Genomic DNA, 18,453 nt, shown 5'->3' on the forward strand with positions numbered 1-18,453 from the left:
AACGTTAGACGCACAATGATACCTGAATTTTTTAATTTTTCAAGTAAAAGATAAGAAGTAATCGAGAAATTATTTATAAGTGATGGTCTTAGTTAAAAACCACTACCAGCCATCGTGAGGCTACGCCCACCATCCACAGTGATAATCTCGCCAGTGACATAATGTGCCTGTATCAAGTACAGCACACTATGCGCAATATCTTCAGGCTTGCCTATTCTTTGCATAGGAATTGAGTCAATAATCTCTTGTTGCTGTGTGAGATCGAGGGCTTGGTCGCCATTAGGATCAGGTAAGATATTCACACCAGGTGCGACACCATTGACGCGTATATCTGGTGCGAGCTCTAGTGCTAGCGATTGCACCATCATTCGATGGGCAGCCTTTGCCATATTATAGACTGTATAATTGGTAAATGGTTTATCCTTCGCATGAATATCCAATAAGCTGATAATGCAGCCTTGCTGGTGTTTGAGATAGGGCAGTAGCGTTTGGCTCAATAATAAAGGTGCCTTAGCATTGGTCAAAAACAGCTCATCCCACTGTCCATGATTGATGCCACCAAGTGGACTAGGATAGAATCTTGACGCATTATGCACCAGTACATCGAGCTGTCCAAAGGCGGACATGATATTTTGGACAAATTGGTTCAATGCCGTGTCATCATTGACTACTGCCAGATCAGCAACGATAACGATGGCACTATTATCACGCATATCGTTGAGTTGAGCTGCTAAACGGTTCGCTGCTGTCTCGCTATGATGACAATGAATAATGACGCAGTAGCCTTGGCTGTGTGCTGCTCTAATAATCGCTGCACCAATACGCTTGGCGCTACCCGTTACCAGCATAACAGGTGCTTGAGTATTCATGCTTGTTCGCTGAAATGCATTAGGTTCTTTGTTCATAATGAGAATACTGTTTTGAGTGCGTTCTAATATTAGCCGTGTGCCTGTAAGTGATCAATCCTACTTTGGCGTAAGGCTGCCCCAATAGCGGGGCCTTTAAGGTCTGAGGCAATGTCAGTCATACCGATAGCATGAAAGCTATTTAGCGCTAGCATCATTTGACGATGTTGTATGGCCAGTTGTAAGACATGACTACACACAAGTAATTGCGATAGTTTATCTGGCTCCTTGTGAGCGCCGCAAGTTTGCAATAGGTCAATCTTGTCAGCAGCGCTTAGACTGTTTATTGTGCATAGTTTATTGGCTTGCTGCGCAAATAGGGTAGCGAACTGAGTATGTGTTTTGGGTACTTTGGCTGTGTTACCGATACTATTAATGCTTTTTGTAGCAGTTGATACGTTAAAGTCAGATTCAGAGTTTTCGCTCTTAAATAGTGAAGGGGCAAGACTTATCATCAATAGCGTCCAACGCTGTGATAAGTTTAAGCGCATTTGACCTGCAAAATACAAGGCAGTCTGAACCGTCTCTCGTATACAAGTGTCTTCCCAAGCATCATGCAGTGGGGCAAAATGCTCTATGAGTCCACCAATCTCAAACAACTGCTGCCAGTATACTTGCGGTGATAGTTGCATGGTGGCGCGACTCGATTCTTGCCAAATGCGTTCTGCACTCAAGTGAGCAAGCTCTCCTGAACTCACTAAGTGATGCATCAGCGTTAAAGTATCATCCGCGATAATAAACCCTAAATCGTAATAACGTCCATAGAATCGAGCCGTTCTTAATACTCGTAATGGATCTTCGCTAAAAGCACTGGACACGTGACGTAAGATTTTATTGTCTAAGTCTTCCAATCCACCATAGTAATCGATGACGTTGCCGCTGATAGGGGTGTCATCCGTGAGACTAGTGACCTCGATAGCCATGGCATTGATGGTTAGGTCACGACGTTGCAGGTCTTCTTTTAAGGTGACATCGGGACTGGCATGTACGCTAAAGCCTTTGTAGCCTGAGCCTTGTTTGCGCTCCGTGCGGGCTAGCGCATATTCCTCATGACTGCGAGGGTGCAAAAAAACAGGGAAGTCAGCACCTACTTGCTGAAATCCAGCATCAAGCATCTCTGCGGCAGTAGCGCCAACAACAACGAAGTCTTTATCTTTGATGGGACGCTTTAGCAGTTGATCACGTACCGCACCGCCGACAAGGTAGATTTGCATAAAAGCCTCTTTGTATTGCACTGTAAATCATCAGTTCAATAGCGAACCATAATAAAACCAGTCAATGCTATGAGAGAGCACTGACTGGTTTTATTATAACAAAAGAGCCCTGCCAATAAATGACAGAGCCCTTTCTAATAATGTATTTGTACTAAGTGCAATGTATGGTAACTAAGTACAGTATACGACTATTTTTCGTTTTCTAGGTCTTGCGCTTCAGTCACAGTCAATGCAGTCATGTTGACGATGCCACGTGCAGTAGCTGATGGCGTCAAAATATGTACTGGCTTATTAGTACCTAATAAAATAGGACCAATAGACGCACTGCCTGTTGCTGTTTTGAGTAGATTAAAGGCAATGTTTGAGGCATCAAGGGTTGGCAAAATAAGTAAGTTTGCAGCACCTTTTAGTGGGCTTGATGGCATATCGTTCAGACGAATATTCTCATTCAACGCTGAATCACCCTGCATTTCGCCTTCAAATTCAAAGTCTACATTCATGTCAGTCAGCAGCTCATGAACCTTACGCATTTTGACAGCGCTGGTGCGGTTTGAGGCACCAAAGTTAGAATGAGACACTAGCGCAACGCGTGGCGTGATACCGAAGCGGCGTAACTGATCTGCTGCCAATACCGTCATTTCAGCCAACTGCTCAGCGGTTGGGTCTTCATGGACATAGGTGTCAGCAATAAATATATTACGATCTTGCATCAATACCGCATTCATCGCATAGAAATCATTCACGCCCTCTTTTTTACCAATGACGTTTTTGACATATTCTAAGTGCATCTGATAATCACTGAATGTACCACATACCATGCCATCAGCATCACCATTATCAACCAACAAAGAGCCGATCAGAGTGGTTTTACGGCGCACATCACGACGGGCAAGTTCAATGCTTACACCGCGACGTTTGTTCTTCTCGTAGTAGCCCTGCCAGTAGTCTTTATAGCGTGGATCATCATCTTGATTAACGATAGTGATGTTTACACCATCTTTTAGACGCAGACCAAGCTTTTCGATATTGGCTGAAATAACCGCTGGACGACCAACCAAGATAGGCTGAGCCAGTCCTTCATCGACAACGACCTGTACGGCTAATAGGATGTTGTTGTCTTCACCTTCACAGTACACGATACGTTTTGGCGCAGATTTAGCACGTGCAAAGATAGGCTTCATCACAAACGCTGAGTTGTAAACAAACTCAGACAGACGCTGACGATACGCTTTCATATCTTCGATAGGCAGTGTCGCCACCCCTGAATCCATAGCTGCTTTGGCAACAGCAGAGGCGATTTCAATGATTAAGTTTGGCTCTAGAGGTCCTGGGATCAGGTATTCGCGACCAAAGCTTTTCATGGTTTCGATATTTCTGACGTTGGTGGTTGGTGTTGCTTCAACGTGTGCCATCGCAGCAATTGCTTTTACACAGGCTACTTTCATCTCTTCGTTGACGGTAGTTGCACCAACATCCAATGCACCGCGGAAGATGTACGGGAAGCACAACGCGTTGTTTACTTGGTTTGGATAATCTGAGCGACCGGTCGCCATGATCACATCTGGACGCACAGCGTGCGCTAGCTCAGGCATGATTTCAGGTGTTGGGTTGGCAAGTGCAAAGACGATAGGGTCTTTTGCCATACGGCGAACCATATCTTCTGATAAGGTACCTGGCATGGATAGTCCAAGGAACATATCAACATCGTCCATGACTTCTTCGATAGCAGTAGCTGTCGTGTCACGAGCGTAGCGTTGCTTGGTTTCGTCAAGGTTTTCACGGCTAGTACTGATAATACCGCGAGAATCTGACACCAAGATATTGTTTTTATTAACGCCAAGCGCACAAATGATATCTAAACAAGAAATAGCAGCAGCACCTGCGCCTGAACAGACCACTTTGATGTCTTCGATTTTTTTACCGGTGATTAGCAAAGCGTTCAGCATTGCTGCGGCAACAATAATTGAAGTACCATGTTGGTCATCATGGAACACAGGAATGTTCATACGTTCACGTAGTACACGCTCAATTTTGAAACATTCTGGTGCTTTGATATCTTCTAAGTTGATACCACCAAATGTAGGCTCAAGCGACGCAACCGCTTCGATAAACTTGTCTGGATCGTTTTGATCAATTTCAATATCAAAAACATCGATACCTGCGAATTTTTTGAATAAAACGCCTTTACCTTCCATAACTGGTTTTGATGCCAATGGACCGATATTACCCAAACCGAGTACAGCAGTACCATTAGTAATGACACCAACTAAGTTGTTACGTGCCGTATATTTAGAGGCAAGCTTTGGATCCTTTTGGATCTCAAGACACGGTACAGCGACACCTGGAGAGTAGGCAAGTGCTAAATCGCGTTGGTTAGCCAACTGCTTAGTAGGGGTTACTGATATTTTACCTGGGCGTGGAAACTCATGGTAATGTAAGGCAGCTTGTTCAAACTGCTCTTTTTCTGTACTAAGGTTATCCGTATTCGAAGTGGTATCGTCATTCATAATAATTGCCATGGTTGGAATAAATTGGAATAAATTAAATGGTGATGAACATAACGTCTAACCCTCAAAAATTACTATAAGATAATAATTAGAGGGTACAAAGACATTAGACGACTAGCGACCATAGGCATCATGATCGGTGATCAAAGATCAAGTCAAAAAAGCAATCTAGCAAAAATAGTCATTCTAGCACTATTGGCAATTCACTGCCTAGTCAACAGCGGTGAATTGTGTGAATAATATAATAAAATGATATTCGTTATTTAGCTGGTTGATAATGCCAAAAAATATAGTCTAATATCAACCATAATTTTATAATGTTTCAAAATATTACAGTATATGTATCCACTAAGATGAACAGCTGATAGGCATCTGCGGCGTGTCAGGCGCAGGTGCATTAGTATCTAAATCGGACGCAATATCCTGAACGTCATAAGGATTGCTTAATAAGCGGAAGACTCGATCAACTTCTTCAAATTGCCCTTGTTCTGCGGCAGTAATAGCCCGCTGCGCCATGCTGTTGCGCAGTACGTACACTGGGTTATTGGTCTCCATATCGTTGATGGCTTGCTCAACTGGTAGCTGCTCGATATGTGCCAGATAACGCATCGACCAGTCCTGCCAGACCTGCTGCGCATCAGCGCTCAATTCAGTGGTCATTTTAGCCAGTAGGTCTTGCTCATATGGATGATCATTTGGTGCAATTAGACCGAGTAGAGCGCGAAAGCTATTGGTATAGTCGAGTAAGTTATCTTCTAGTAGTGTTAACCATTCAAAAGCCAAACCTAGGCTTTCGCGTTGGTGTGGTAACCCAAGCTTGCGGCACAGGCCTTGTTGGTAATGCTGCATAAAGGTTGATTCGTAAGGACCTAGGCAGTCAGCAAGCGTCTCACGAGTCACCCCCTCTAAGCGCATAAAGTGTGGCAGCCAAACATTCATATTCCAATGTCCGATAGCAGGCTGGTTCTGGTAGGCGTAGCGACCCGTGTGATCAGAGTGATTGTTGATCCAAGCTGGATTAAAGCGCTCCATAAACCCAAAAGGCCCAAAATCCAAAGTGCTACCCGTAATAGACAAGTTGTCTGTATTCATCACGCCATGCGCAAAGCCAATCAGTTGCCAGTCAGCAATCATACGTGCCGTACGCTCAACGACTGCGGTCAAAAACGCCAGTACAGGTGTCTCGCTATCCCGGCACTCTGGATAGTAAGTATCAATCATATAGTCCGTAAATTCACCGAGTAAGTCAGGCGCAAAGCTTGCAATCCATTCAACATGACCAAGACGGATATGGCTATCAGCGACACGCATCAACGCGGCGCCTGCTTCGATACGCTCGCGGCGTACTCGTGTATCAGAGACCACAAAACCCAGAGCATTAGAAGAAGGAATACCAATCTGGGTCAATGCATGACCACACAAATATTCTCGAATCGTACTACGCAGTACTGCACGTCCATCTCCCATGCGCGAGTAGGGTGTCAGTCCTGCTCCTTTGAGGTGTAAGTCTTGTGGTTGTCCGTCATTATCCAGAACCTGAGCCATGAGTAAACCGCGCCCATCACCTAATTGTCCTGCCCATTGCCCAAACTGATGGCCTGCATAGGCCATGGCTAATGGTTTAAAATCAGCTGGCACGTATTGACCACCTAAAATATCCACCCAGTGAGTCATCAGCTCGTCATCCTCTGTCCAGCCCAGTTGCTGAGCCACTTGTGCATTGAAGTGTCCAGCACGTGGGTTGTCGAGTGGTGTCGGCGGCTGCTCATGATAAAGGCGAGTGTCGAGGTTGGCATAGGTATTTTGATAATGCATACAGGCCGTTTCCATTAAAATATAAAAGTAAGAGTTTCACTATAACATAGCTCTTATATGTCATCATTGCACTCTGTCCATCTCTTGTAATCTCTGCCTCAAAAATTAACCTTGCCTACTATTTTTAGTCTATATCGTTCTTAGCTAGCAGAACGGAGCGATCGCACTTAATCGCCTTATTGCATTCTGTCATCTTTGTTCTTGGGAGCGCATTGAATAAAAAGTATAAATCACAGACAAAAAATTCCCCCTATCTATGAGATAGGGGGAAGGAGAAATATTACTATTAATGATAATCAGCCAGTATCCATTCAATATCGATTACTCGGTGATTGGTTGGCTAAAATTTAAGCGGCCTTTTGACTGATACCGATAGAACGAAATGCTGTCTTAAGGTTGCTGTTATGTTCAAGGATTTTTTGTTCAATCTTGGCATAATCATGCTTCAATTTATCATCAGCTTCGTGCAAGCGATCAGCGAATTCTGTCTTTTTAAGCTCGATTGTTTTGGCTTTTAGCGCTTGCCATTCTTCAACGGTTTGCGTGAAAGCATCGTATTCAAACTTAATGCGATCTTGGAAGCTCTTCATCGCATGAGGTAGGTCAATACCGCTTACGGTTGCTGTCTCAATTTGCTGTTGCGCCGTTTTGAACTGCATTTGAACTTCAGCATGCTTGATCGTCGTGTCATCCACGGTACGAAGATCAGAAGTCAGACCAATCTTTGACAAACCAGCAATCAACCATTTGGTTGGATCATACTGCCACCATTTCACGCCATTACGATAGTCGTATTGGAAGAAGTGATGATAGTTGTGATAACCCTCACCCCACGTAAAGATAGCCAAGAAGAAATTGTCACGAGCCGTATTGGTATCGGTATAAGGACGAGTACCCAGCATATGGCATAACGAGTTAATAAAGAACGTAAAGTGATGCGTCAGTACTAAGCGTAATAGCCCTGCGATGACCAATGTGCCCCAGACATCACCCAGTAGCCAACCAACAGCAGCAACCATGCCGACATTCATAGCCACGACCCACAGACCATAGTATTTATGCTGAATCTGTAGCACTCTGTCTTTGGTCAAGTCAGGGATGTTTCTATAATCAAACTTGCCGCTCGGGTAGTTACGTAGCATCCAGCCAATATGACTGAACCAAAATCCGCGCTTCGCTGAATACGGATCATCCAAGCGATCATCGACATGACGATGGTGGACACGGTGACCTGAGACCCAGTCAAACGCAGAGCCTTGTACTGCTAAAGTAGAACCTAGCAATAAAAAGTTTCTGACAATTGGATGCGCTTTGTAAGCACGGTGCGCAAGCAAACGATGGTAACCCGCTGTGATACTCATGCCAGTCCATACCATAAAGGCACCAAACACACCCCATACAGGAGCACTCACGTCATGAGTAAATAAGTACCATGGCGTAATGATAGCAGCGGCAATTGGTGTCGCTACCAAAATAGTCGCCGGAATCCAATTGATCGGTGCTTTGGTAAATTCAAACTCGCGCATGTCGATGCTTTGCTCTTTTGTCATAGCATTAGTTTGCTCAGAATCTTTAGCATAATTGCGCTTTGCAACAGGCTGCTCATCCAAAGCCATTTGCGCTTTTTTCTCATCAAAACGAGTTTTAAAACGCGTTACTTGAGTGCTGGCAGTCTTTACAAACGTATCACCAGATTTGATAGCGAAACGTAAGCCTTTAAGCGGTAAGCCAAGTGCTTTTTTTGCAATCATATAATATCCCTAACGGTATTAATTTAAGTCCCCATAGTACCTGAAAAAATAGATAAAGTGAACACTTATACACTATAAAAATATTGCTAAATAACAATAACTTGTATGAATTATAGACGGTATTGTCCAAAAATAAGAGTGACTTATCAGACATGAATGAGAAGTGTAACTAATACGAAAGATATGTATTGGCTGTATAGATTGTTAAAAACCACCCATAAGGGTTTAGATAAAATAAACAGACAGTTTAAGGCAGAAGCAAGTGACTAGGAAAGTCTGTGATAATAACGTCGGTATCCCATTTTATGAGCTGCTCGATAGTATTGATATCATTGACCGTCCAAGCACTCACAGGCAGACCATAGCGATGGCTATGCTGGATGACGGCTTGAGTTAAGAGCGGGTAGTGAATGCCCAGTTGAATACAGCCAAGCTGTAACGCGGTATTGGTCGCTTTTGTCAAGGCCTCTGAGGTGCGGATAAGAAGTCCTCGAGGCACATGAGACAATAACTTATGACGCTGCAACCGATTATGCAGCTCCATATCAAAGCTAGTTAACACGATAGGCAAGTTTGCAAAGGTGGTATTAATAAGCTCTCGCGCCAGTGCTTCAACCAATACTGCATAGTTGGTTCGGTTATGAGTTTTAATCTCAAGCTCAATTACACTAAACCCGCTAAGCACTGGTGCGATATTGGCCAAAGTCATGATGGGCTGCCCAAACTGTAGCCGACATTGAATCTCTGTTAGTCCAAGCTGATCCACACGTGACTGTTGACCGCACATTCGTTCCAAATCATCGTCATGAAACACAATTAAGTGACCATCAGCGTTTAGTTGTATATCAAACTCAACCCCTGCTAGGCCCTTTGTTTTCAGATTTTGAGAGTACTCAAAACCTGAAAACGTGTTTTCTAGGCTCTCACCACGTGCACCGCGATGACCTAATAGACGGGTATTTTTAAAATTTACCATATCAAATGACTACTGATGGATCTTACGAGTCATCATATATCGTCATACTAGCAGCGTCTAACAAAATCTTTGATATGACCAATACTGGTTGCATCTATTATCTATAGCGAAAGACAACGTTGGCATTTGTTATGTTTTTGCAACAAAACACAGGTTTTACACACAATGAGGGGCGCTATTTGTATAGCCATGGGCTACACTAATGACCATTTCAACCAAACACCGTATAATGATGTGGTTTTCAACGCGCCAACGTGATTGGTCTACATAATTAGTCTATAGAGTCACGCTGTCGTCTGAGTGTTAAACACTGTCCATCAGTGGCGGTAAGAACCAGTAAATTGGGAGTAAAGTAACTATGAGCGTAGCAAATGTAAGTTTGAGCAAGTGGCATAAAGTAGCTGGAATCGGGTTGGTATGTAGTTTGGCGCTTGCCGGTTGTGATCGCTCAGAGGTAGAAGAGACTGACGATGCAGCAGAGATGACGGAGCAAGAGCCAGCAGCTACCGATGCTGCAGTTGCCCCTGCAGTCAGCTGTGATGACCCAATGGTACAAGATCGCCTCAAAACTGCGCTCAGAAATACGCTCAACCAACAGGCGCAAGCGTTGGCTACCAACTACGCAAATGATGCTGAGATCAGTCTAGCAAGCGGTGTTGTCAGTGATAAGACCAATGGTATCGTCATCGATGTGCAGAACGCAGCTATCTTGCAACAAGCCAACGATAATGGAATGACAACTTGCCAAGCAAGTGTCAGCATGACGCTGCCAAGCGAAGATTTGTACCAAGCCAGTCAGATACAAGCAGCCAATAATCAGCCAAGCCTACAGTCACGCTTAGCGCAAGATAATATCCGTATCAATAATAATATGCTCGTCGATGATGCCTTTACGTATGTCGTTGGTACACAAGGCGGGCAAGTTCGAACTCGTATTGCTGGACAGCCGGCGTTACTGACGGTCGTTGCAGATGTAATGGCAGGGTCTGTATTAAAAACTGCTATGGACGAGCAACGTGCCCAGCGCGCCGCTGAACGTCCTGCACCTGCACAGAACACGCAGCCAGCGCCCGCTCGTCAGCAGCCAAGAACGGTAACACCCGTTGAGCCGATCCGTCCGACTCAGCCTGCCACGCCGCCGACCATCAACAACCCTACTAGCAGCCAAAACAGCTCAACAGAAAACAATCAGCCTGCCGCTCCTACTGAGACGAACAAACCAGTAACACCAACGACGCCAAAAGTAGTGCCTAAAGATGAAACTATCGACATGGTCATTATCGAAGACGAGAGCGCTACGTACTAAGCAGTCTGATTTATCCCTAATTTTATCAGTAGTTTACAACAGGTAGTTAATAACTATCGTTGAGTAAAAAACCCCGAAACATTATTGTTGCGGGGTTTTTTGTGAGTATTCAAATACTAACCTGAGGGTCGGTCTAATTTATTAGTGATGGCTAATGATTTTCAGTGGTTTTCATTAATTTTCAGAAAAATGCTGCAACACTTTACTGTCCCACAGTACTTCAGATATTTGTTCTGGATCCGTACAGAAGCGCGCGGCGACGAATAGCCAATCCGATAGGCGATTGATAAAGCTAATGGCAGTGTCGCGTATAGCAGACGGGCGCTGCTCTTTTAATAATACTGCTTGGCGCTCAGCTCGGCGACAGACACTACGTGCCACATGCAGTTGGCTCACCAGTACAGAACCTGTCGGCAAAATAAAATCTTTTAGCGGTGGTAACGTGCTATTCATCGTATCGATTTTTTGCTCGAGCCATTCGATATGCGTGGTACTGACACCTTCATACTCCGGCATAGCAAGCTCACCGCCGATATTGAACAACAAGTGCTGGATAATGACTAGGGACTGAGAGAATTCCTCGCTAATGGACTGGTCTTTATTTTGTTGTAATTGTGCGCGTACCAGACCGATGTGTGAGTTGAGCTCATCGATATCACCCATAACACTGAACAGGTTGTCAGCTTTGCTGAGGCGACTGCCATCAGCCATACCAGTGCTGCCGTCATCTCCAGTACGTGTATATATTTTGCTCAAGCGATTGCCCATCTTTATATCCTTAGTGGTTTTTATCATTGAAGGGTGGTAGTTGCATGCTCATTGTAGTATTTTACGCCTGTTTTCGCTAAGATAATGGGTTACGTTTTATATTTCGATATTAACCGTAGTTAATTTTTGACAATTATAATTATACTATCGCTATGGCTGAATTTGTTCGCTGCAGCTGATATCTTTAATTTTTCTATTTTATTTATGCTAAAAGGCTCTTTTACTATGACCACACCACTTACAGATGCGATGTCTCAGCTGTCCATTTATGACTCACTGACTGGCGGCAAACGTCAGTTTGAACCGCTCAAAGCAGGGCAGGTGGGTATGTATGTGTGTGGTATGACCGTCTATGATTATTGTCATATAGGGCATGCGCGAGTGATGGTCGGGTTTGATATGGTGGTGCGTTGGTTGGCGCAATTGGGTTATGACGTGAACTATGTGCGCAACATTACCGATATCGATGACAAGATCATCGCGCGCGCCGCTGAGAATGGTGAAGAGATTGGCGTATTGACGCAGCGTTTTATTACGGCTATGCATGAAGATGCAACGGCGCTCGGCTGCGAGATGCCAGATGCTGAGCCACGCGCGACTGATCATATCGATGACATGCAGCAAATGGTTGAGACGCTCGTCACTAGCGACTATGCGTATGCAGGTGATAATGGCGATGTCTATTATGCGGTTGATAGCTTTGCAGACTATGGCAAACTATCGAAGCGTAATCTCGACGATATGCAGGCAGGATCGCGAGTAGATGTCAAAAACGATAAGCGTAACCCATTTGATTTTGTACTGTGGAAAGCTGCCAAGCCTGACGAGCCGCAGTGGGCTTCACCGTGGGGGCAGGGGCGCCCAGGGTGGCATATTGAATGCTCGGCTATGTCGACTAAATGCTTAGGTAATACTTTTGATATTCATGGTGGTGGCCATGACTTGCAATTCCCGCATCATGAAAACGAGATCGCGCAGTCTGAGGCAGCAACTGGTTGCGAGTATGCTCGTAATTGGATGCATGTTGGTTTTATCAATGTCGATGGCGAAAAAATGTCTAAGTCATTAGGCAACTTTTTTACCATTCGTGATGTGATGGCAAAGTACCTGCCAGAGACGGTAAGGTTCTTTTTGTTGTCTAGTCATTACCGTAGCCAAGTCAATTTCTCTGATAGTGCTTTGGATGAAGCACATAATAGCCTAAGCAGACTATACAACGCATTAAAATTGGCTGAACAACGAAAAGAGCAGACAATCGTAGTGGATGCAGGTTTGGTTGCTAGCGCATACGGTAGTGACGCGGGTCAACACTTTATCAAAGCAATGAATGATGACTTCAATAGCTCGACGGCAATCAGCGTCTTGTTCGGTCTCGCTCGCGATATCAACAAAGCCATCAAAGCGGAAGACATAGACACAGCATGGCAGTTAGCGCAGCAATTAAAAACACTAGCGCAGGTATTGAATATCCTGCAACAGCCAGTGCAGCAGTTTTTGCAAGCGGTGATTGGTGATCAGGTAGAAGATGATCTGAGTGATGCGGTTATTGATGGGCTAATCATCGAACGTGCAGATGCCAAAGCGGGCAAAAATTTTGCACGTGCTGATGAGATTCGTGAGCAGTTAAAAGATGCTGGCATTGAGCTTGAAGACAGTCGCGCTGGGACGACGTGGCGCCGTGCCTAAATTGAGCAGTTACCATTTATAATTTAAATAGTGAGAATATAGTTGTAAATTAAGTCAGCGCTGTGCTGGCTTTTTTTTGTACACTACATTAGGTTAAAGCATATCAAATGCAACTTTTATACTCACTTCCATTTTAGACTACTGGCTTTGAAATATGACTACTCTAAAAAATACTACCGTTGATGCTCATGTTGCTGCACCGGCTGTAAGCCATAGGAGTCGACATATAGAACACCGCAATATAGATTGGCACAATACAGAGCGTCCTAGTGCTCACCATCATGCACTAAAAACTATATTAGGTTTTTTTATTATAGCCATCAGTGCCCTTCATACACCTGCCAATGCAGCAGGCACTAATGCTGAAACAAGCGGCAGTGAACAGAATCATTCGCAAGAAATTAGTAAGCCGGACAACTTAGCTGAGTATGCTGTTCAACAAGTAAATACGATCAAAAGTACTAACGTTAATCTCTCTGATATCAGCGAGGAGATATTTGACCCTACCGAGCGTAGCGCGGTAGAGCAAGCGGGAACACTACAAGGCGATACTGGACTGACAGGCGAATATAATGCAAATTATTATCTGCTCAACACCATCAATGAAGGACTACCACCTCTAGACAAGCCGCCCAATCTGGCGACACCACTCGCAACCTTGGAGTTTTTCCAGTCGGCAGTAATGAAGCAGCAGTATGACTTGGCAGCTTACGCACTCAACATGAATTTGATTGATGAGCAAGATCAGCGCAGCCGTGCGCTTGATCTGACCAAGCAACTGGATTATCTGCTCACTCAAAAAGAGCTATACGTGTTCGATGATATGCCAGATCGCCCCGATGGTTTGATTGAGCCGCCGCTTGGCAATGGTAGCAGCGTCATGGGTATTCCTAGGCGCTCGATTCAACTTGGCTATATTGAATATCGAGAGCGCCGAGTGCCCATTCATTTGGAGCGGGTACGAGTAGAAGATCAAGCGCCAACATGGGTGTTCTCTGCGCAAACCGTTGGCAATATCGAAAATCTGTATGAACAGTATCATCCAGCAGAGTTTGAGCGCTATCTACCTATTTGGTTAAAACTAAAGTTTTTTGGGATTGCGCTATGGGAGTTTTTATCGCTAGTGCTCTTTTTCTTATTGACCATGGGTTTAGGGTGGTTACTGAGTAAAGGTACAGGAAAGCTCATCAATCGATATGTCGATGAGGAGAAATATAACAAGTACACCAATAGTGCTAATGGTGTGACTGACTTGGTCAACAAGTTAACAGTACCATTGACATTTACCATCAGTTTTTCACTCGTTTTTACCTTAGTATCTGGTGGATTTCCTTATCTAGATGCCGTCGCATCTTCCATCCGCCCTCTAATTTGGACTGGACTGGTACTGAGTGCCATGTGGCTTGGTATACGTGTTATCAATTTTTTTGCAAATCGCTATCAAGACTTACAGATCGAAAACTTGGCAGAGGAGCACTTTGACAAAGTTCGTCGTCGTCGCACCTATGTATCGATATTTCGGCGCGTCTTTATATTTGTCATGGTATTAGGGAGTATTTGGATAGGTCTGAGTGAATTTGCCAATATGGAAGGGCTTGGCAAGACGTTACTGACCTCGGCTGGTATAGCAGGCGTGGTGCTTGGTATCGCTGCACAGCCCATACTGGGCAATATCATCGCTGGGGTACAGGTAGCGGTGACGCAGCCTGTACGTATTGGCGATAGTGTGATCATGGAGGGTAATTTTAGTACCGTTGAAGACTTGCGTTACACTTATGCGGTGCTCAAGACTTGGGATGAACGTCGATTGATCGTACCGATGCGTGAGTTGATCACCGAAAAAGTAGAGAACTGGTCCCATACCGAAGTGCATCAGACTTGTCCAGTATTCTTATACATCGATTATGGCGCAGATATTGATGCCATTCGTCAGCACTTTATATCAGTGACCAAAGAAAATGAGCTCTGGGATGGAGATACTGAGCCTGAAATATTTGTCGTTGATGTGACAGAGAATACCGTTCAGCTGCGCGGTGCAGTTGCAGGAGTAGGTCCTATAGAGGCATGGACGCTTGCTTGTGAAGTACGAGAGAAAATGCTTGGTTACTTATATGAGCAGCAAAACGCGTACCTACCGACAGAGCGTTTTACCTTAAAATCAGGTGAGTAGCTTTAGAAAAAACTCATCGAGGGTATACAGTACTTATTGATAGGCAAATGCTGCACAGTTTGTCTATCAATATAAAAAGACTCATTTATGTAAAATAATCTGACAAATAGACTATGTCAGAGAGGTGCTTATTTGTTATAATATGGCGTTATTTTTATAGGATAACTGAGTGGTTAGCGATGAGTCGACACTGCGCAGGCAGCTGCAACGACTGATATGTTAAGCCATGAATTCCTACCCATCAAAATAACCACCACTAGGGGTCTGTATGTTGCGAATTGTCGATGAAGCCTTAACCTTTGATGACGTTTTACTATTGCCAGCCTATTCGGAAGTTCTGCCAAAGACTGCTGATCTTTCTACTCGTTTGACCAAAAACATCACGCTTAATCTTCCGCTTATCTCTGCGGCGATGGATACCGTGACTGAGTCTGAAATGGCGATTACAATGGCACAGCTTGGTGGCATGGGTATCTTGCACAAGAGCATGGATATTGAAAAGCAAGCCACACAAGTACGCCGTGTCAAAAAATTTGAAGCGGGTACCGTTGTTGATCCTATCACTGTACACCCAGAGATGACGATTGGTGAACTACTGCGTTTGACACAAGATAATAATATCTCAGGTGTCCCTGTCGTCGAAAAAGGCACAGATAATGTTGTGGGTATCGTCACTCACAGAGACTGGCGCTTTGAAACCAACCTCTCACTACCAGTTAGCCAGATCATGACGCCAAAAGAGCAGCTGGTAACGGTACAAGAAGGCGAGAGTAACGAAAACATCAAAAGATTACTCCACGAACACCGCATCGAAAAAGTTATCGTGATTGATGATAACTTCCGTTTGCGTGGTTTGATTACGGTCAATGACTTTGCCAAAGCTGAAAACAACCCAAATGCGTGCAAAGATGACCAAGGTCGTCTGCGTGTGGGTGCAGCGGTTGGTACTGGTGCAGACACACAAGCACGTGTCGAAGCATTAATCGCAGCTGACGTCGACGTTATCGTTGTCGATACAGCACATGGTCACTCAAAAGGCGTGATCGATAAAGTATCATGGATCAAAAAGAACTATCCGCATGTTCAAGTTATCGGTGGCAATATTGCAACTGGTGAAGCAGCACTAGCCCTACGCGATGCAGGCGCCGATGCCGTAAAAGTTGGTATCGGTCCTGGCTCTATTTGTACCACGCGTATTATTGCTGGTATTGGCGTACCGCAGATCTCAGCTATTGATAACGTCGCTAGTGCACTGAAAGACAGCATCCCACTGATTGCCGACGGTGGTATCCGCTATTCAGGCGATATGGCAAAAGCCATCGCTGCTGGTGCATCATGCATCATGGTTGGGTCGCTCATGGCAGGTACTGAAGAGGCGCCGGGCGAAGTTGAGCTGTTCCAAGGTCGTTATTATAAAGCTTACCGCGGTATGGGTAGCTTGGGCGCGATGTCAGGATCAAACGGCTCATCAGACCGTTATTTTCAAGACGCCAAAGATGGCGTAGAGAAGCTAGTACCAGAAGGCATCGAAGGTCGTGTTCCTTATAAAGGTCCAGTTGCTGGTATTGTCAATCAATTGGTTGGTGGTCTGCGCTCATCTATGGGTTATACGGGCTCAGCGACTATCGAAGATATGCGTACCAATCCACAGTTTATCAAAGTAACCTCAGCAGGCATGAAAGAGTCACATGTTCATGATGTGCAGATTACTAAAGAAGCGCCGAACTACCGAGTAAGCTAAACGCTACTCTATAGTCCTATACGGTCTCAAAACCAGCCCAGTTTAAGGGCTACAGTGGTCTTGAGATACAAACAGCCAACAATGCTTTATTATTGTTGGCTGTTTTTTTTGTAAAATACAAAACAGATTATTACAATAATGATTTTGCCTACATATACGTTAGGCCTTTTATTTTGGACTTGAGGAAGAGACATAATGAGTTATTTTGGTACTGATGGTATCCGTGGAAAATTTGGCGAGTTGCCTATTACACCTGATTTTATCCTAAAGCTGGGTTATGTCACGGGACTGGTTCTCATAGAAAATAATGAAAACCCTGCGCGCAAACCAAGTGTGGTCATTGGAAAAGATACTCGTCTCTCAGGTTATGTTATTGAAGGCGCATTGCAGGCAGGGTTCAATGCGGCTGGTGTTGACGTTCATATGCTCGGTCCACTACCGACGCCTGCTATCGCCCATTTAACGCGCAGCTTCAATGCTTATGCTGGCGTTGTTATTTCAGCCTCACATAATCCTTATTATGACAATGGCATCAAATTCTTTTCTGGTAACGGTAAAAAAATCAGTGATGAGATGCAAGCGTCTATCAATGACAAGCTGACAGCCATTATGAGTAGCGCTAATGGCAATGATGTCACTATGCCTATCATCGATCCTTCGCAGCTGGGTAAAAACAATCGCATCAATGATGCAAAAGGTCGATATATCGAGTTCTGTAAAGGCAGCTTCCCTTATCAGTATGATCTTAGTCATTTAACCATCGTGGTTGATTGTGCCAATGGGGCAGGTTATAGCGTAGCGCCTAGAGTGATGCGTGAGCTGGGCGCCACTGTTATCGCTATTAATAACACACCTGATGGTATCAATATCAATGCTGATTGTGGTTCTACGCATCCTGAAGGCCTACAAAAAGCAGTACTTGAGCATGAAGCAGATGTCGGTATCGCATTAGATGGGGATGGTGACCGTATTGTGATGGTCGATGAGATGGGTAACCTAATCGATGGTGATGGTATTTTGTATGTGCTTGCAACCCAAGCGACAAACAAAGTTAAAGGTGTCGTTGGTACGCTTATGAGTAACATGGGATTAGAGTTGGCGCTAAAAGCGGCAGACATTGAGTTTACCCGTGCAAAAGTAGGCGATCGCTACGTGATGCAGGACTTAGAAGCCAATGGCTGGATATTGGGCGGCGAGCCATCTGGTCATATTTTATGTCTAGATAAGAGCAGAACAGGGGACGCCATCATCGCAGGTTTACAAGTATTAGCGGTGATGCAGGCACGAGGGCGTGCTCTAAGTGAGCTGGTCGAGGGTTTTGAGGTACTGCCGCAAAAGCTAGTCAATGTGCGACTGTCTCAGATGCAAGACCCATTTCAGTATGAAGAACTGGTTGCTGCTTTTGATAAGGCTCAAGCAACCTTAGACGGCCGTGGCCGTCTGCTCATTCGCCAATCAGGTACTGAACCTATGATTCGAGTCATGGTCGAGTCAGATGATGAAATAGAATGTGACGTAATGGCAAATGATTTGGCTGATCAGATCAAGTCAGTATTGGGTTAAAATCAATACTGACCTAACAATCACTAAAATAATGACATCATAATTCTATAA

General features: G+C 44.5%; 12 protein-coding genes. 5 read left to right on the forward strand and 7 right to left on the reverse strand.

All coding sequences use genetic code 11. From position 1 onward, the window contains the following. Window positions 1-92: 92 nt before the first annotated feature. The 6 genes from ACTXGL_RS11675 to ACTXGL_RS11700 all read right to left on the reverse strand — a co-directional run bounded on the left by ACTXGL_RS11675 (window position 93) and on the right by ACTXGL_RS11700 (window position 9,168). The gene (locus ACTXGL_RS11675) at window positions 93-869 is read right to left on the reverse strand and encodes a pteridine reductase (RefSeq protein ID WP_443526939.1); all 777 of its coding nucleotides are present in this window, start codon (window positions 867-869) and stop codon (window positions 93-95) included. A gap of 68 nt (window positions 870-937) precedes the next feature. Next, the gene (locus ACTXGL_RS11680) at window positions 938-2,119 is read right to left on the reverse strand and encodes a tRNA nucleotidyltransferase (protein ID WP_443526940.1); all 1,182 of its coding nucleotides are present in this window, start codon (window positions 2,117-2,119) and stop codon (window positions 938-940) included. A 188-nt stretch (window positions 2,120-2,307) separates the two neighbouring features. Next, the gene (locus ACTXGL_RS11685) at window positions 2,308-4,626 is read right to left on the reverse strand and encodes an NADP-dependent malic enzyme (RefSeq protein ID WP_319051507.1); all 2,319 of its coding nucleotides are present in this window, start codon (window positions 4,624-4,626) and stop codon (window positions 2,308-2,310) included. A gap of 348 nt (window positions 4,627-4,974) precedes the next feature. Beyond that, window positions 4,975-6,441 carry a protein adenylyltransferase SelO gene (locus ACTXGL_RS11690; RefSeq protein ID WP_443526941.1) on the reverse strand — a complete coding sequence of 489 codons (1,467 nt, stop codon included), beginning with the start codon at window positions 6,439-6,441 and terminating at the stop codon, window positions 4,975-4,977. Window positions 6,442-6,788: 347 nt separating this feature from the next. Then, complete coding sequence (locus tag ACTXGL_RS11695) at window positions 6,789-7,967, reverse strand: acyl-CoA desaturase (protein WP_443526981.1); 1,179 nt, start codon at window positions 7,965-7,967, stop codon at window positions 6,789-6,791. Window positions 7,968-8,439: 472 nt separating this feature from the next. Then, window positions 8,440-9,168 carry a glycerophosphodiester phosphodiesterase gene (locus ACTXGL_RS11700; RefSeq protein ID WP_443526942.1) on the reverse strand — a complete coding sequence of 243 codons (729 nt, stop codon included), beginning with the start codon at window positions 9,166-9,168 and terminating at the stop codon, window positions 8,440-8,442. A 358-nt stretch (window positions 9,169-9,526) separates the two neighbouring features. Between ACTXGL_RS11700 and ACTXGL_RS11705 the strand changes: the two genes are divergently transcribed. Beyond that, complete coding sequence (locus tag ACTXGL_RS11705; RefSeq protein WP_443526943.1) at window positions 9,527-10,474, forward strand: hypothetical protein; 948 nt, start codon at window positions 9,527-9,529, stop codon at window positions 10,472-10,474. 174 nt (window positions 10,475-10,648) lie between these two features. Here the strand turns inward: ACTXGL_RS11705 and ACTXGL_RS11710 are convergent, their stop codons facing one another. Beyond that, window positions 10,649-11,242 (reverse strand): cob(I)yrinic acid a,c-diamide adenosyltransferase, encoded by a 594-nt coding sequence (locus ACTXGL_RS11710; RefSeq protein ID WP_443526944.1) that lies wholly within the window; start codon window positions 11,240-11,242, stop codon window positions 10,649-10,651. Window positions 11,243-11,467: 225 nt separating this feature from the next. Between ACTXGL_RS11710 and cysS the strand changes: the two genes are divergently transcribed. From cysS to glmM, 4 genes are all read left to right on the forward strand, one after another. Beyond that, on the forward strand, window positions 11,468-12,928 hold the full coding sequence (gene cysS / locus ACTXGL_RS11715; RefSeq protein WP_443526945.1) for a cysteine--tRNA ligase: 1,461 nt from the start codon (window positions 11,468-11,470) through the stop codon (window positions 12,926-12,928). Between the two features lie 154 nt (window positions 12,929-13,082). Next, on the forward strand, window positions 13,083-15,098 hold the full coding sequence (locus ACTXGL_RS11720) for a mechanosensitive ion channel family protein (RefSeq protein WP_443526946.1): 2,016 nt from the start codon (window positions 13,083-13,085) through the stop codon (window positions 15,096-15,098). A gap of 268 nt (window positions 15,099-15,366) precedes the next feature. Further along, window positions 15,367-16,839 (forward strand): IMP dehydrogenase, encoded by a 1,473-nt coding sequence (gene guaB / locus ACTXGL_RS11725; protein WP_443526947.1) that lies wholly within the window; start codon window positions 15,367-15,369, stop codon window positions 16,837-16,839. Window positions 16,840-17,034: 195 nt separating this feature from the next. Beyond that, on the forward strand, window positions 17,035-18,402 hold the full coding sequence (gene glmM / locus ACTXGL_RS11730; protein WP_443526948.1) for a phosphoglucosamine mutase: 1,368 nt from the start codon (window positions 17,035-17,037) through the stop codon (window positions 18,400-18,402). The last annotated feature ends 51 nt before the right edge of the window (window positions 18,403-18,453 follow it).

The sequence above is a fragment of the Psychrobacter sp. T6-6 genome (assembly GCF_052258185.1).
Lineage (GTDB): Bacteria > Pseudomonadota > Gammaproteobacteria > Pseudomonadales > Moraxellaceae > Psychrobacter.

Bases quoted from the DNA above. Each gene is read 5' to 3' on its own strand.
- guaB (WP_443526947.1), top strand. From the start codon at position 15,367: ATGTTGCGAATTGTCGATGAAGCCTTAACCTTTGATGACGTTTTACTA.
- ACTXGL_RS11710 (WP_443526944.1), bottom strand. From the start codon at position 11,242: ATGGGCAATCGCTTGAGCAAAATATATACACGTACTGGAGATGACGGC.
- ACTXGL_RS11705 (WP_443526943.1), top strand. From the start codon at position 9,527: ATGAGCGTAGCAAATGTAAGTTTGAGCAAGTGGCATAAAGTAGCTGGA.
- glmM (WP_443526948.1), top strand. From the start codon at position 17,035: ATGAGTTATTTTGGTACTGATGGTATCCGTGGAAAATTTGGCGAGTTG.
- ACTXGL_RS11720 (WP_443526946.1), top strand. From the start codon at position 13,083: ATGACTACTCTAAAAAATACTACCGTTGATGCTCATGTTGCTGCACCG.
- ACTXGL_RS11680 (WP_443526940.1), bottom strand. From the start codon at position 2,119: ATGCAAATCTACCTTGTCGGCGGTGCGGTACGTGATCAACTGCTAAAG.
- ACTXGL_RS11695 (WP_443526981.1), bottom strand. From the start codon at position 7,967: ATGCGCGAGTTTGAATTTACCAAAGCACCGATCAATTGGATTCCGGCG.
- ACTXGL_RS11685 (WP_319051507.1), bottom strand. From the start codon at position 4,626: ATGAATGACGATACCACTTCGAATACGGATAACCTTAGTACAGAAAAA.
- ACTXGL_RS11690 (WP_443526941.1), bottom strand. From the start codon at position 6,441: ATGCATTATCAAAATACCTATGCCAACCTCGACACTCGCCTTTATCAT.
- ACTXGL_RS11675 (WP_443526939.1), bottom strand. From the start codon at position 869: ATGAATACTCAAGCACCTGTTATGCTGGTAACGGGTAGCGCCAAGCGT.
- ACTXGL_RS11700 (WP_443526942.1), bottom strand. From the start codon at position 9,168: ATGGTAAATTTTAAAAATACCCGTCTATTAGGTCATCGCGGTGCACGT.
- cysS (WP_443526945.1), top strand. From the start codon at position 11,468: ATGACCACACCACTTACAGATGCGATGTCTCAGCTGTCCATTTATGAC.